The organism is Acidobacteriota bacterium (assembly GCA_009838525.1).
Classification (GTDB): Bacteria; Acidobacteriota; Vicinamibacteria; order Vicinamibacterales; family UBA8438; genus VXRJ01.
Window position 1 is genome coordinate 39154 of record VXRJ01000038.1, and the last position, 15237, is coordinate 54390.

The 15237-nt window shown below is 66.4% G+C and carries 14 protein-coding genes and 1 other annotated feature; of the genes, 9 read left to right on the forward strand and 5 right to left on the reverse strand.

What is annotated here, in order from left to right; genetic code table 11:
• Positions 1-126: 126 nt before the first annotated feature.
• Together ruvX and mltG are read left to right on the forward strand one after the other, a co-directional pair.
• A complete protein-coding gene (ruvX, locus tag F4Y45_17745; protein ID MXY26348.1) occupies positions 127-579 on the forward strand; it encodes a Holliday junction resolvase RuvX in 453 nt (150 codons plus the stop codon).
• Positions 576-1631 carry an endolytic transglycosylase MltG gene (mltG, locus tag F4Y45_17750; GenBank protein ID MXY26349.1) on the forward strand — a complete coding sequence of 352 codons (1056 nt, stop codon included), beginning with the start codon at positions 576-578 and terminating at the stop codon, positions 1629-1631. The genes ruvX and mltG overlap by 4 nt, the downstream gene beginning before the upstream one ends.
• An 87-nt stretch (positions 1632-1718) precedes the next feature.
• Here the strand turns inward: mltG and F4Y45_17755 are convergent, their stop codons facing one another.
• Complete coding sequence (locus tag F4Y45_17755; protein MXY26350.1) at positions 1719-3155, reverse strand: putative sulfate exporter family transporter; 1437 nt, start codon at positions 3153-3155, stop codon at positions 1719-1721.
• Between the two features lie 60 nt (positions 3156-3215).
• Between F4Y45_17755 and F4Y45_17760 the strand changes: the two genes are divergently transcribed.
• The 5 genes from F4Y45_17760 to F4Y45_17780 all read left to right on the forward strand — a co-directional run bounded on the left by F4Y45_17760 (position 3216) and on the right by F4Y45_17780 (position 11500).
• A complete protein-coding gene (locus F4Y45_17760) occupies positions 3216-5714 on the forward strand; it encodes a penicillin acylase family protein (protein ID MXY26351.1) in 2499 nt (832 codons plus the stop codon).
• A gap of 153 nt (positions 5715-5867) precedes the next feature.
• Positions 5868-7037: a DUF2236 domain-containing protein gene (locus F4Y45_17765; protein MXY26352.1), complete on the forward strand. Its 1170-nt coding sequence runs from the start codon at positions 5868-5870 to the stop codon at positions 7035-7037.
• A 35-nt stretch (positions 7038-7072) separates the two neighbouring features.
• Positions 7073-7903, forward strand: coding sequence for an outer membrane lipoprotein-sorting protein (locus F4Y45_17770; protein ID MXY26353.1), 831 nt, complete (start codon positions 7073-7075; stop codon positions 7901-7903).
• Positions 7903-9195: a hypothetical protein gene (locus tag F4Y45_17775; GenBank protein MXY26354.1), complete on the forward strand. Its 1293-nt coding sequence runs from the start codon at positions 7903-7905 to the stop codon at positions 9193-9195. Before F4Y45_17770 ends, F4Y45_17775 begins: the two co-directional genes overlap by 1 nt.
• A gap of 4 nt (positions 9196-9199) precedes the next feature.
• Entirely contained in the window at positions 9200-11500 is a 2301-nt protein-coding gene (locus tag F4Y45_17780; protein MXY26355.1) for an MMPL family transporter, read from the forward strand.
• A gap of 55 nt (positions 11501-11555) precedes the next feature.
• On the opposite strand, the gene F4Y45_17785 is transcribed toward F4Y45_17780, so the two are convergent.
• Together F4Y45_17785 and F4Y45_17790 are read right to left on the reverse strand one after the other, a co-directional pair.
• Complete coding sequence (locus F4Y45_17785; protein MXY26356.1) at positions 11556-11939, reverse strand: type II toxin-antitoxin system VapC family toxin; 384 nt, start codon at positions 11937-11939, stop codon at positions 11556-11558.
• Positions 11936-12178: a hypothetical protein gene (locus tag F4Y45_17790; GenBank protein ID MXY26357.1), complete on the reverse strand. Its 243-nt coding sequence runs from the start codon at positions 12176-12178 to the stop codon at positions 11936-11938. Before F4Y45_17790 ends, F4Y45_17785 begins: the two co-directional genes overlap by 4 nt.
• Before the next feature lie 352 nt (positions 12179-12530).
• On the opposite strand from F4Y45_17790, the gene F4Y45_17795 reads away from it, so the two are divergent.
• Positions 12531-13253, forward strand: a complete 723-nt coding sequence (locus F4Y45_17795) for a hypothetical protein (GenBank protein MXY26358.1) — start codon at positions 12531-12533, stop codon at positions 13251-13253.
• A protein-coding gene (locus F4Y45_17800; protein MXY26359.1) for an IS3 family transposase occupies positions 13225-14459 on the forward strand; the annotation gives its coding sequence in 2 pieces (ribosomal slippage) (positions 13225-13516 and positions 13516-14459; 1236 coding nt in all). Before F4Y45_17795 ends, F4Y45_17800 begins: the two co-directional genes overlap by 29 nt.
• Positions 13503-13619: a sequence feature (AL1L pseudoknot), on the forward strand. (Overlaps the previous gene by 117 nt.)
• 140 nt (positions 14460-14599) lie before the next feature.
• Here the strand turns inward: F4Y45_17800 and F4Y45_17805 are convergent.
• Positions 14600-14986, reverse strand: a complete 387-nt coding sequence (locus F4Y45_17805; GenBank protein MXY26360.1) for a type II toxin-antitoxin system death-on-curing family toxin — start codon at positions 14984-14986, stop codon at positions 14600-14602.
• An 8-nt stretch (positions 14987-14994) separates the two neighbouring features.
• On the reverse strand, positions 14995-15222 hold the full coding sequence (locus tag F4Y45_17810; protein MXY26361.1) for a hypothetical protein: 228 nt from the start codon (positions 15220-15222) through the stop codon (positions 14995-14997).
• Between the last annotated feature and the right edge of the window lie 15 nt (positions 15223-15237).

Below are 15237 nucleotides of genomic sequence, written 5' to 3' on the forward strand. Positions count from 1 at the left end.
GGATTCCGCGTGACGTGGGTGCAACGCCATCTTAACGGATCGGGCGGCGGGTGGACACTTCCGGCGGCCGGGACGTAGGCTGAGGGCGAGAGCGGTGACGTGGTGAACGCTGCCGGGCATCCTCCGATGCGTATTCTGGGAATCGACTACGGCGAACGACGCATCGGGCTGGCCGTGAGCGACCCGACCGGGACGCTCGCCCGGCCGTTGCGGACGATCGCCCCCCGGGGCCCGGTGGGCAGGCGCGCCAGGGCGGTGGCAGGGGAAATTGCGGCGCTCGCGGCTGATTCCGACGGCCTCGAGAGCGTGGTGGTGGGCCTGCCGCGGCGCCTCGATGGCGCCGGCCACGAGCAGACGGCGCGCGTTCTCACGTTCGTCGACGCGCTTCGGCGGTCGGTCGACCTGCCGGTCGCGTTGCAGGACGAACGACTCAGCAGCGTGGAGGCGGATGCGCGCCTGGCCGCGCGCGACCGCGCGTTTGTGCGCGAACGCGACTGGCGCCGCCGCAAGGCGCAGCTCGATGCCGCCGCGGCGGCCGTCATCCTGCAGGACTACCTCGACACGGAGGACGGCGCGTGATGTGGCGTCTGCTACGGCGTCTGCTGATCGCCAGCGTCTGCCTGGCGCTGCTCGCGGCGGCGGGCGGGTACTACGCGTGGCAGGAGTTCGAGAGCCGCCTGGCGACCCCCCACGCGGGCGTGCCGGACGGTGGCGTTTTCGTCGACGTCGTCCCGGGTCAGGGGGCGCGGGAGATCGCGGCACGGCTTGTGGAGGCCGGGGTCGTGGCGGATGGGCTGACGTTCCGCGCCGCGCTCTGGCGTAGCGGCCGCGACCGCGAACTGCAGGCGGGGGAGTACTTCTTCGCCGCGCCGATCGCGCCCCTCGATGTCGTCGCCACGATCGCCGACGGCCGGGTCTTCCTTCGGCCGATCACGTTTCCCGAAGGCTTGACGCTGCCGGAAATGGCGGCGGTTTTCGGGGCGTCCGGCTTCGGCGAGGCGGCGGCGTTCCTCGAGGCGGCCTCGGACCCGTCGCTGGTTGCCGATCTCGATCCTGACGCTGCCGATCTGGAGGGCTATCTCTTTCCCGAGACGTACTCGCTGCCGCGGGACGGAACCGCCCGCGATCTCGTGGAGGCGATGGTGGCGCAGTTCCGGGCGTCGTTCGATCCCGAGTTGCGCGCGCGCGCGGCCGAGCGCGGCCTGACGGTGCGCGAGGTGGTGACGCTGGCCTCGGTTATTCAGAAGGAAACCGGGCAGGCGGCCGAGCATGAACTGGTCTCGGCCGTATTCAACAACCGCCTCCGGATCGGCATGCCGCTTCAGAGCGATCCGACGGTCATCTACGCACTGACGCTGGCCGGTGTCTACGACGGGAACCTGACCCGCGACAATCTGCAGTTCGATTCCCCCTACAACACGTACCGTTACGGGGGGCTGCCGCCGGGTCCGATCGCCGCGCCGGGCCTCGCCGTGCTGCACGCCACGCTCGCGCCGGCCGATGCGGACTACCTTTACTTCGTCAGCCGCAATGACGGAACGCACGCCTTCGCCCGCACCCTGCGCGAACACAACCGCAACGTGAGGGAGTTCCAGGTGGAGTACTTCCGGCGCCGCCGCGCCGGCGCCTGAGGGTGCGCCGGTTGGTATGCCGGCCTGGAGGCCGGCGCACCAGGCCGGCGCACCAGGCCGGCAGTCCTACCGCCGCCGGCGAGCCCGCTACTTCTCCAGCTCGGCCGACCGCGTCTGCCAGCCGTCCACTTCCGTATAGAACAGCCCCGTCGCATCGCGCCCGGCGTCGAGGTTCGCTTCGATGGCGGTGGCCGTTCCGCCCGTGGCGCCGCTGTCCGAGTCCGCCACCATCGGCCGATCGAACAGGATCCCGCCGAACGCGAGGTACGCCGCGAGCAGCGTCAAGACGACGTTGAACGCCTGACCCGTCACGTAGAGCTTGAGGGGCCGGCTGCCCCCGGCGCGACGCGCCAGCTCGCGAAAGCTGGACTCGAGCCCGATGCTGACGAAAGCCAGGCAGAAGAGCCAGCCGCGCAGGTCGGAGGTGAGGTCGAGCACGGTGCTGACGCGCGCATCCCCGAGCGACGGCGTGAGGACGAAAGAGAAGATGAGCGACGCCGCGACGAAGCCGATGATGAACTTCGGCAGGCGGTGCCAAATCTCCATCGCGTCGGGCTTGCGCGTGCCGTTCGCTTCGATGCGCGTCACCCAGAAGACCGCCACCAGGAACGCGACGACGCCGATCAGCGTGTTCTGAATCATCTTGACGACGGCCGCAATCTGTTCCGCCTGCTCGCCCAGGAGCGCGCCCGCGGCGACGACGGCGCCCGTCGCATCGACCGTGCCGCCGATCCAGGCGGCGCCCACCACCGGATCCATGCCGGCGGCCCGGATGCCGAGCGGCATGAGTACCATCATCGCCACCGTGAAGATGAGCGACATGCCGACGGCCAGGGTCAGTTCCTGCTTGTGGGCCCGCACGGCGGCGGCGACCGCGATGGCGGCCGACACGCCGCACACCGATGCCGCCGCCGCGATGATGATGACCAGCGACCGGCTTGCCATGCCGAGGACGCGGGTCCCGAACTGGTACATGAAGATGATGACGACCGGCGTGACGAACCACGCGACGAACAGCCCCGGCAACCCCAGGTTCAGGATGTTGCCGAACAGCACCTCGGCGCCCAGCAGCACCAGGCCGGTCTTGATATAGAGCTCGCTCCGGATCGCGGGCCAAAGCCACGATGGCGTGCCGATGGTGTTGGCTATCGCGAGGCCGATGAGCAGCGCCCAGAAGGCATAGCCGAAGCCCGCCGCCCGGATGCCCGTCTGACTGGCCAGCGTGTAGGCAACCAGTGCGAGCACGAACAGCGGCACGAACGCGGCCGCCTGCCGGGCGCCGTCGCCGGACATCACCTGCACCGCCGCCGCAGTGAGCGCCGCGAGGCCCAGGCCCAGGGCGAGCAGCCCCCATTCACGTCCCAGAAACGCCTCGAATGGGAGTGTGCTCCAGCGGCCGACGCCGGGAACGAAGGCGATCAGGCCACCTGCCGTCGCGGCGAGCAGCAGGCCGGCCATCCAGACCGCCCACCAGTCTTCGGAAGCTACGAGGGGGTTCCGCGGCGGCAGGGAGCTGTCAGCCATGGTGTCGTTTATGGGTCGCTATAATGCCGGAAATCCCGCGGCAGTTGGGAGGAGCGCATTATGGCACGGTCCTTGAAGACTCGGTTCGCGGCCGGTTCGGCTCTGGTTTGCGTCCTGCTGCTGACCGGCGGCGGAAGGCATTTCGGCGCTCCGGCGGCGGCGCAGGACGCCGCGACCGAAACGCTCCGACCCCCCGGTCTCCAGGCGCCGGTCGAGATAATCACCGACCGGTGGGGCATCTCGCACATCTACGCGGAGAACGAGCATGATCTCTTCTTCGCACAGGGCTATGCGGCGGCGCGCGACCGGCTCTTCCAGTTCGAGCTGTGGCGGCGGCAGGCGACCGGCACGGTGGCCGAGATTCTCGGCCCGCGCGAGCTCGAACGCGACATCGGCGCCCGGCTGTTCCAGTTCCGGGGCGACATGACGACCGAGATGCGCCACTACCATGACCGTGGCGACACGATCATCCCGGCGTTCGTCGACGGCATCAACGCCTACATCGCCCGGACCGAACAGGAGCCGGACCTGCTCCCCATCGAGTTCCGGCTGCTCGGCATCACCCCGGGGCGGTGGACGCCGGAAGTAGTGGTCTCGCGCCATCAGGGGCTGGTCGCCAACGTGACGTCGGAGATCGACCGCGCGCGGGCTGTCGCGGAACTGGGGCCCGACGCCGTGAAGGAGCTGAACTACTTCATTGGCGATCCGGACCTGACGCTCGATCCGGCCATCGATGCCTCGCTTCTGTCGGATGCGATCCTCGACCGCTACCGCGCCCACCGTCGCGCCGTCCGCTTCGAGCCGGAGGACATCACGGTCGCCCACCGGGGCGATCGCGAGACGTTCGAGCGGCTGGCGGCGGCGATGCCGTCCGAGCTGGATCTCCGGGGGCAGGAGCAGGACGCCATCGGCAGCAACAACTGGGTGGTGCACGGAACGCGGACGCTGAGCGGTTATCCGATCATGGCGAACGATCCCCATCGCGCGCAGTCGGCGCCGTCGCTCCGCTACTGGGTCCACCTCGTAGCGCCCGGCTGGAACGTCATCGGCGGCGGCGAGCCGGTGTTGCCCGGCGTCTCGATCGGCCACAACGAGCATGGCGCCTGGGGACTGACGGTCTTCGGCCAGGACAACGAGGATCTGTACGTCTACGAGACGAACCCGGCCAACCCGAATCAGTACCGCTATCTCGGCGGCTGGGAGTCGATGACGGTCAGGACCGACACGATCCCGGTCAAGGGGCAGGCGGACGCGGAGGTAGAGCTGAAGTACACGCGTCACGGCCCGGTCGTCCACGAAGACACCGCGAACAACGTCGCCTACGCCGTCCGGGCGGCATGGCTCGACTACGGCTCGGCGCCCTACCTGGCGAGCCTTCGGATGGACCAGGCGACCACCTGGGAGGAGTTCGTCGAGGCGTGCAACTACAGCCGGATCCCGTCGGAGAACATGGTCTGGGCCGACCGGGCCGGCAACATCGGCTACCAGGCGGTCGGCGTGTCGCCGATCCGGCCGAACCACAGCGGGCTGGTGCCGGTGCCAGGCGACGGGCGCTACGAATGGGACGGCTTCCTGCCGATCAAGGCCCTTCCGAGCGTCCACAACCCGGACAAGGGGTACTTCGGCACCGCGAACAACTACGTGCTGCTCGACAACCCGGCGACGTACCCCCACTGGGAGGCGCTCCACTACACCTGGGGCGATCAGATGCGCGCCGCGCGCGTCGAGGAGGTCCTGGCCAACGCGCGGCACATGACCGTCATCGACAACATGCGCCTCCAGATGGACGAGGTGTCGGTAGCCGCGCGCAACCTGGTGCCGCTGCTGCGCGACGTCCCGGGGCTGGATGATCGTTCCGCCCGCGCCCGCGACATGCTGCTCAACTGGGACGCCGTACTCGACCGGGATTCCGTCGAAGCGGCGATCTACGTGAGCTGGAACCGCGCGCTGCGCGCCGCCGTCCGCGACGTGGTCGTACCGGAATCGGTGCGCGACTCCATCGGCGGCATCAACACGAAGCGGATGATCGACTGGCTGACGGCGCCCGATGGCCGCTTCGGCGACGATCCCATCGCCGGCCGCGACCGGGTGCTGCGCGACACGCTGGCGGCGTCGCTCGACAGCCTCGAGGAGCGCTTCGGCACCACCGAGACGACGACGTGGCGCTACGGCGGCGAGCGGTTCAAGCACGCCCTGATCCGCCACCCCATGAGCGCCGCGGTGAACGAAGACCTGCGCCGCCGCCTCGACGTCGGCCCACTGCCGCGCGGCGGTTACGGCGGAACCGTCCACAACACCGGCAACGGCGACAACCAGACCTCCGGCGGGTCGTTCATGCTCATCGCGGACACCGCCGACTGGGACAACTCGGTGGGTCTGAACACGCCCGGCCAGTCGGGTGATCCGGACAACCCCCACTACCGCGACCTGTTCGAGGTCTGGGCACGGGATCGCTATGTCCCTATCTTCTATTCCCGCGAGAAGATCGACAGTGTCACGGAGTCGGTCACCCACCTGCAGCCGGCCGGCGCGCCGACGTCCGGAGTGGACGGACAGTAATCTATACTCCTACCGGGACTTGACCGAAACTACTCCGGTAGTTGCTTCTGGTGCGCTCGGTTGGGGGCGGTTCGACCAGACTTGCACGGCAGACAGGCATTCGGTGTGAATCAAACAGCCGTAGGGCGTCATGAGCGTTCTGGCGGGGGCCTGATGGTTCCGTCGGCTTTCGCAGACGGCTACGAGAGGGCCCGCCTGATCGACTCGGAGCTCGCTGATCGGTACGTGGCCCACCTGTGGATTGGCGATCCGTTGGCCGACGCCGCGATGCGGGACGTTGGAGGACTGGACGGCAGGGAAACGGCGCGGCTGATCGGGGGGGCGATCGAGTTGGATGAGCGCGTCCTCCGCGATGCGCCCCAGAGCCTGCAAGACCTGATCCATGAAGTGACCACGGTTCCAGCGTGGTACGACCCCTTGGCCGGCCAGCGCGGGTGCAGCGCTTTCCTCAGGAACTCGGATCACGTCCTGGCGGCTTTTGTGGCAGGCGCCATCGTGGAGGGTTTTGCCACGATGATCAGCAAGTCCTTCGCCATAACCGGACGGTTGATCGACGATGGCGTCCGCCGCCTGAAGCAGAACATCCGGCACCTGCTGGACATTTTCATGCCGGGCGGGGTCGAGCCGTCCGGTGACGGCTGGAAGCTCACGATGCGCATCCGCATGGTGCATGCGCGCGTGCGGTTGTTGTTTCGGGATGCCGAGGAATGGGATTACGACGCCTGGGGAACGCCGATCAGCGCGGCGCACACGACTCTGGCAGCGGCGGCCTTCTCCGCTCGCATGATCCAGTTCGCGGAGCTGCTCGGGGCGTCGCTGGACGACGACGACCGCGCCGGGATCATGGAAGTCTGGTCCTACACCGCGTGGGTGATGGGCGCCCCCGAGGCGATTCTCTTCCACAATCAGGCCGACGGACTGCACCTGCACCGCGTGGGCGCTACGTGCGAGCCTCAGCCCGACTTCGATGCCATTGCGCTGGCGCATTGCATTGTCAACAGCGCTCCCGTCGTCGTCGGCGTCCGTGATCCCGACAAGCGTCAGGCGGCGGCGCAGTACATCTTTCGTGTGTCTCGTGAACTCGTCGGCGACGCACGGGCGGAGACGTTGCGTTTTCCGGCGCGACCAAGGATGCCGCTGCTGCCGTGGTTGAGAACGAAGGTCCGGTTGCAACGCGCCATGGGAAAGCTCTTGCCGGCCTGGGGCAAGGCGAGAAGCAGGCGCACCTTCCTGCACGTTCTCGATCTGGCCGACCTCGGTGAGGGTAGATTCTCCTATCACCTTCCGGACGAAGTTCAGTCGGACCGATCGAGCCGATGGTGAGCGAGGATCGGAACACCAAACGGGAGGAGTCGTCGATGTCTGCAAGTAACCGATCTCGGCGTGTGTTGCCCCGTTCCTCGCTTTGTCTGCTGCTGACCGTCGTGGCGTGGCATGGCGGGTTGGCGCCCACAAGCGCCCGGGCCCAGACGCCGGAAGAGACGGGACTCGCCATCGCCGAGGATGCGCGGGCGCGGGAGGAGGGGTTCGGCGACTTCACGGCCACCCAGGTCATGGTGTTGCGCAACCGGCAGGGCCAGGAGAGCCGGCGCGAGTTGCGGGTGCAGGTTCTCGAGGTGTCCGACGACGGGGACAAGAGCCTGTTCGTGTTCGACAATCCCGGCGACGTCAGGGGAACCGCGTTTCTCGTTCACGCGCATCGCGAGGATGCGGACGATCAGTGGATCTATCTTCCTGCCCTGAGACGCGTGAAGCGCATCAATTCCGCTAACCGGTCCGGGTCATTCATGGGCAGCGAGTTCGCGTACGAAGACATGACGCCGCCGGAAGTCGAGAAATTCACCTACCGATACCTGCGAGACGAGCCGTGCGGCGACGCGAGTTGCACCGTCACGGAGCGCGTTCCGGTGGACCAGCGGTCCAACTATCGCCGCCAGGTCGTCTGGCGTGACAAGGACGAGCTTCGGACCCGCAAGGTGGAGTACTACGACCGCAAGGACGATCACCTGAAGACGCTCACCCTCTCGGACTACACGCAGCATGCGGATCGTTACTGGCGGGCGGGCGAGATGGAGATGGTGAATCACCTTACGGGCAAGAGCACGGTGCTCACCTGGACCGACTACCAGTTCCAGACCGGCCTCGAGGACAGCGATTTCACGCAAACGAGCCTGCGAAGAGCGCGGTGATGCGGCTCCGATGCGCGCTCCGTGGCCTGGCGCTGGGCGCGGTCTGCGCGGCCTGGGCAGTGGCTTCCGCGCCCGCCGTAGCGGCTCAGGCGGACGACGAAGAAGAGGAGACGCCGCTGACCGTCGGGTTCTCCGGACGCCTGAGCGCGGAGAGCCGGGGGTTTCCCGCCGCCCCCGCCTTTCCCGCGCAGCGCTCGCTGGCAAGCGGCGCCGTCGCCGAAGCGACCCTGTATGTGGAGAACGTGAACGGTCAGCGCTTCACTGCGGCGCCCTTCTTTCGCTACGACCATACGGACTCGCGTCGAACCCACTTCGATTTGCGGGAGGCCTACCTTCTGCTCTTCGGCGATGTCGGTGACGGAGGGTGGGAGGCGCGTCTGGGTGTCGGCCAGGTGTCCTGGGGGGTCGCCGAGTCGCAGCCCCTGGTGGACATCGTGAACCAGGTCGACTTCGTCGAGCATCCGGGCGGCGAGGCGAAGTTGGGGCAGCCCATGGCGCACGTCACCTGGTTCGGCGAGTGGGGCACGCTGGAAGTGCTGGGCATGTCCTATCACCGAGCGCGCACCTTTCCGGGGCGTCGAGGACGCCTGCGCCTGCCGGTGCTCGTGGAGCATGAGAATGTCCAGTACGACGGCTCGGGGGGCCGCTGGCGTCCCGAGGTGGCGTCGCGTTACAGCCATAGCGTGGGTCTGGTCGATCTGGGCGCCTCCTTCTTCGACGGGACGAGCCGAGAACCGTTTTTCTTTCCCGCCGGCGGGGCCGACGGCGAACCGGTCCTGGTTCAGCACTACGCGCCGATTCGCCAGTTCGGCGCCGACGTGCAGGTGACTGCCGGGGCCGGATTGCTGAAGGCGGAGGCCATTCAGCGCTCCGGCGCGCGGAATCTCCTCGGCCTGGAGCAGGCTTACTTCGCCAGCGTGCTCGGCGGCGAGTACAGTCTCTACGCGGTGGGGGGATCGGCCATCGACGTCACTCTGTTGGGGGAATGGAGCTACGACAGCCGCGGCTCCGCCGCGACGCCCAGCCGGACGCCCAACACGCTGGAGAACGACGTCTTCCTCGCTACGCGCTTCGCGTTCAACGACGTCCAGAGCACCGAGTTCACGGCCAGCGTGCTGCTGGACGCCAGCCGGGCCAACCGGCTGCTGGCCCTGGAATTCGGCCGGCGCCTCTCCAACGACTGGTCGGTGAGGGCGGAAGGCGTGGCCATTATCAGCCTGGACGAACGCGACATCTTCTATGAGATGCGACGGGACAGCTTCATAGACATGAGCCTGGTCTACAACTTCTGAGACGATGGCATCTTCCCTGCTGGACCGCTACGTCGAAGCCACCCTCCGCTACCGGTGGATCGTGGTTGCCGCCGCGTTTCTGGTGCTGCTGGCGGCGGGCGCCGGCGCCCGCCTCATCGGTGTCACGAACGACTATCTCGTTCTCTTCCGGGACGACAATCCGCAGCTTCTCGCGTTCCAGGCCATGGAGAACCGGTTCTCGGCCAGCGACCGCGCGCTCATTGCCGTCGCGCCTCGGGAAGGCTCGGTGTTCACCCGGGAGGCGCTCGGCGCCGTCGTGGAGCTGACGGATGCCGCATGGGGCGCGCCGTATTCCAGCCGGGTGGACTCCCTCACCAACTTCAATCACAGCGAGGCGTTCGGCGAGGACGACCTGATCGTCGCTCCCCTGGTAGAGGACGCGACCTCGCTGAGCGATGCTGATCTCGCCGGCATCGAGTCGATCGCCCTGGATTCGGTGGAACTGGTCGGCCGCCTCGTGGCCGGCGACGGGCGAGCGGCCGGCGTGGTGATCAATTTCGTGCTTCCCGAGAATCAGGACGAGGCGGTGGTCGAGATCAACGGCTATCTCGACGCGCTTCTCGAAGAGGCACGCGCGAACCATCCGGAGATCGACTACTACGTGACCGGCGACGTGCCGATGCACCGGGCATTCGCGCAGGCCACGGCGGAGGATCTCGAAACGCGAACGCCGCTCGTATTCCTCATCATCGTGGTCCTTGCCACCCTGCTGCTGCGCTCGGTCCTGGGTACGGCGGCGGTCGTTGCCGTCCTGACCTTCGCCGTCGGCACCACCCTCGGATTTGCCGGCTGGACGGGGGTCGTCTTCAGTCCGGCCAGCTCCGGCGTCGCGATCATCGTGATGGTGATTGCCGTCGCGGACTCCATCCACGTCGTCAGCACCGTCTTGTTGGAGTTGAGGCGCGGGCGGGAGCGGCGGGCCGCGATCGTGGAGGCGTTCCGCGTCAATACCTATCCGATCTTCCTGACGTCGGTGACCACCGGGATCGGTTTTCTCAGCCTCAACGCGGCCGACGCGCCGCCGTTCCACGATCTGGGGAACTACACGGCCCTCGGCGTCCTGTGCGCCTTCGTCTACTCCATGACGCTGCTGCCGGCGCTACTGGCCATCCTCCCGATGCGGGCGAATCGCGCCGTCGGAGGACCGGCCGCGGTGTTGGATCGCTTCGCCGAGTTCGTGGTCGAACGGCGGCGGGTTCTTCTGTGGTCCGTCGCGGCGGGTGCGGTGATCCTCGCGGCCGGCGTCCCACTCGTCGAGCTGAACGACAACCCGAGGCAGTACTTCGACGAGGGGTACGAGTTCCGGCGTCATTCCGACTACGTCGCGGCGAATCTCACGAGCCTCGATACGCTGGAGTACACGCTGGACGCGGGACGCGAAGGCGGGATCACCGACCCGGAGTACCTGCGGCGGATAGACGCTTTCGCCGAGTGGTTCCGGGAGCAGCCGGAGGTCACCCATGTCCAGGTCTTCTCGGACATCATGAGGCGCCTGAACCGGAACATGAACGGCGATGATCCGGCCTTCGATCGCCTGCCCGATGACGGAGACCTGGCAGCGCAGTACCTGTTGCTGTACGAGCTCTCGCTGCCGTTCGGAAGCGACCTGAACAATCGCATCGACATCGCGAAGTCGGCCACGCGGATGGTGGTGGCGGCGGATAGCCCCTGGTACCGGGAGCTGCGTGAACTCGATGCGCGCGCACAGTCCTGGCTCGATGCCAACGCGCCCGGCCTGGCGGGGGAGGCCTCCGGCCTCAGCGTGATGTTCGCTCATGTATCGCAGCGGAGCATCGACAGCATGCTGGGCAGCACCATCACCGCCATGGCGTTGATTTCGTTCCTCCTGATCTTTGTCTTCCGGAGCGTGCGGCTGGGGCTGCTGAGCCTCGTGCCGAACTTCCTTCCCGCCATCATGAGCTTCGGCGTGTGGGGCTATCTCGTCGGCAACGTGGGCATTGCCGCGTCCGTGATGGTCGCCATCGTCTTCGGGATCATCGTGGACGACACGATTCACTTCCTGTGCGAGTACCAGAAGTCGCGGCGTGAGGGCCGTGCGCCCGCCGACGCCGTACGCTCCACGTTTCGCACCGTGGGCCAGGCCCTGTTGACGACCACCGTGGTTCTTTCCGCCGGCTTCACGGCGTTCGCGACCTCCGGGTTCCAGATCTCCTGGTCACTCGGACTGCTGGTGGCGATTACGGTCGTGCTTGCCCTCGCGGCCGACTTCCTGCTTCTGCCGCCGCTGTTGATGGCCACCGACGCACGGAGCCGCAGAACGTAGCCCACCGGCGCCGTGACAACCGAGTCGCCCGTCGTGTCGCGGGCGTGACAGAGACTCAGACGAGGGCGAGTTGCGGCAGGTGATCGAAATGCCTGTCGCGGGCGTGCAGCACCAGGTTGTGCTGCAGGACCAGCGCCGCCAGCCACATGTCGTTCGTCGGAATCGGCGTGCCCTGCTTCCGGAGCTGGCGGAAGACCGCGGCGTAGTGATGGGTAGTCTGATCGTCGGCGTAGAGGACCCGGACACCATCCGACAAGAGAAACCGCCGGAGAAGCCGCTCGTTCTCCGCGGCGCGCCGGCCGTGGGCAAAACCGGCCCGGAGTTCGCCCAGAACGACGAAGGGTAGCAGGACTTCATCGGCCGCTTCGAGCAGCGCGACGGTTCCGGCAAGACCTCTACAGAGGTCGACGTACCGATTCGTGTCCAGCGCAAGCCTCATTCCCAGAGGTCCGCATCCGGCTCATCCTGTGCGGCGAGCGCCGCTTCGACCGCGGCGTCGTCTTCCCAGGCGCCGGCCAGGTCGCTCAGATCCCGCTTCTTGTGTGGCGCCCGGGTCACGCCGGCGCCTGCCGCCAGCGCGTCGACGACGACCTGATTCAGGCTCTTGCCCGTCTCGCGTGCGCGGAGGCGCAAGGCGTCGTCAACGACCGCTGGAATGCCGCGAACGGTGTACTGCATGCACTAAGTATAGGCAATGCAGGCGCGTATAGCCAGCAGCGCAACGAATAGGCTTCGTCGAGGCAGCGCGACTTACCTCATTCTCGTAGACCATTGACCTCAAGTGGATGGCTGCGAGGAGTCCTCTACGAGCCGAGGATCGAGTTCTCTGAGGTAGGGATCGAAGACGTGCTTCATCTGGGCTGAAGCTCGGTCCGGCGCCGAGCACCGGCAGCACTCGGTCACAAGGGTTGTCGTTCCACATGTCGAGGGCGATGCGCCGCTCGAGTACGTCGGCCATGTGGATCTCGGAGACCGAGAGCAGTACCGTCGTAGTCAGACGGCTCCAGCCATGGTGGCTGGAGTCACGTAAATGACCTCTGGAATACGCGGTACGGATCACTCCAGCGTGTCGATCCCCGGCTACATCGAACGACGAATCCGACAACGCCCACCCGGAGGTTGCTGCGTCGTTCCGGGTTCTACGCCCGTCATTTCGTTTGGTGACGTCAGCGTCGCCAGGGTTGCTACGATCAGTATCAATCCCAGTCACCGCGAGTTCTCCGACGGTCACATACCGTTGAATCGTGAAAGCGTCCACGACGTGCTGGCGGACTGCAATGGCTACTTTCGGCGGGAGCCCTACAAGAGCTGGTTCAATCAGTTGGAGGCTTGGATTCTCCAGAAGTGTGGCGCCAGTTACTATGACGGTACTGCCTGCGCGTTGGATTTGGTTCAGTGGGCGACGGATCCGGTGTGGAGCGACTTGCCCGGCGGTGTGCGGGACAGGCTGCTGGCTGCCGACGGTACGTTCCTCAAGACCCAATTGGAGGAGAACAAGAACGTCAAGTTGGTGCTTGCCAACGGGCGCCAAGTTATCGATGGGTTGCAAGCGATGGGGTTTCCCTTGGATTACGGCGAATCAATCACACCGGATGGAAGGCAAATCCATCTGTTCCGCGGGAGGCTGGGAGAACGGACATTCATCGGCTGGAACCTGAATCTACAGGGCAGTCTGAACCGTACCGGGTTTCCTGGAGGCTCCATTTATTGGGAGGATGGAGTCCATGGGAAGAGCGAGTCGGTACTCACCTGAGGTACGGGAGCGGGCGGTTCGGATGGTGCTTGAACACACGCCGGAGCACGGCTCGCAGTGGGCCGCGATGTGCTCGATCGCGTCGAAGATCGGCTGCTCGGCGGAGACGCTGCGCAACTGGGTTCGGGCGATGGAACGTGACACCGGGCGCCGCCCCGGCTTGACCACGGAGGAACGGCAGCGCCTCAAGGCTCTTGAGCGGGAGAATCGCGAGCTGAAGCGTGCGAACGAGATCCTGCGGAAGGCTTCGGCGTTTTTCGCACAGGCGGAGCTCGACCGCCGACCGAAGTGATGGTCAGGTTCATCGATGCCCACCGGGCCGCCTACGGGGTCGAGCCGATCTGTGCCGTGTTGCCGATCGCCCCGGCGACGTATCACGCGCACAAGGCGAGGCAGGCGGACGCGTCGCGTCTGCCGGCGCGTATGGTGCACGACGACGGGCTGAAGGCGGAGATTCGTCGTGTCTGGACCGAACACCATGGCGTGTATGGGTCGCGCAAGGTCTGGCGGCAGTTGAAGCGAGAGGGCTTCGCGGTTGCGCGGTGCACGGTCGAGCGGTTGATGCGCGAGTTGAATCTGCAGGGTGCGGTACGCGGCCGGCGGTTCAAGACGACGATTCCGGCTCACGCGGCCGAGCGGCCGCAGGACCTGGTCGAACGCAACTTCACCGCCACACGTCCGAATCAGTTGTGGGTAGCCGACGTGACCTACGTGGCGACGTGGCGCGGCTTCGTGTACGTGGCCTTCGTAATCGACGCCTTCGCCAGGCGAATCGTCGGTTGGCGAGTTACCCAGACGCTGCGGACGGACCTGGTGCTCGACGCGTTGGAGCAGGCCCTCTACGGCCGACCGCTGGACTCGGCCCAGGGCTTGGTGCATCACAGCGATCGTGGGGTGCAGTACCTCTCTATTCGCTACACCGAACGTCTCGCCGAGGCCGGGATCGAGCCCTCAGTGGGCAGCCGCGGCGACTCGTACGACAACGCCCTGGCCGAATCCGTCATCGGTCTCTACAAGACTGAGGTCACCAATCGTCGTGGACCGTGGCGCAGCGTCGAAGCGGTTGAGCTGGCCACCCTCGAGTGGGTCGACTGGTTCAACAACAGTCGCCTCCTCGCCCCTATCGGATACGTCCCTCCGGTCGAGTGCGAAGAGCAGTACTATCGCCGTCAGGAGACTCCAGCCATGGTGGCCGGAGTCACGTAATTCAGTCTCTGGAAAACCCGGTACGGTTCAGTCACTTGAACAATAAGAAGATGAAGCCAGAGTTGGGAGACGCAGTGGGTCGTCTGGCCGCCAAACAGGCAGGGTGAGTGTTGACGTGCCGGCGCCAAGGCCGTTCACGCCTACGCGGCGAGAATCTGCCGCAGGCGCTCCGCGGTTCGAGCTCGGTCCAGGCGGCTGCCGGCCACGTCCAGTGTCAGTGCTTCCCACGCCGCCACGTCGAGCTGTTCGTTGGGCAGGAGGTCGTTCTCCCTGAGAAGAACCAGACAGGTGGCGAGCGCTACCCGCTTGTTGCCGTCAACGAACGGGTGATTCTGGCAGACGTAGAAGAGGTAGGCCGCGGCGATCTCAACGGGATCGCTGAGCAGCGGCTTGCCCATCATGGTGGCCTGCGGCGCCGCCACGGCCGACTCGAGCAATCCTTCGTTCTGTAGCCCGCCCGCGCCTCCGTGGGCGGCGAGAACTTCGGCGTGGATCGCCTTCACCGCCGAGACGGTCGGATGGAGCAGCGGCGGCCTCAAGACAGTCGCCTAAACAGCTCGGAGTTCTTGTCGATGAGCCGCTTGGCTGTAGCCGCGGCCTTCTCGGGGCCGATCACGGGACGCACCGGAGTCAACACGATCGAACCGCCCTCGTGGAGGCTGATCGTCAACTGGTCCCCGACCTTGAGGTGAGCGAGGTCCATCAGGGCCGAATCGAAGATGATGCCCTGAGAGTTGCCGATCCGGGTAATCGTCTTCGTCATGCTGTAAAACTATGT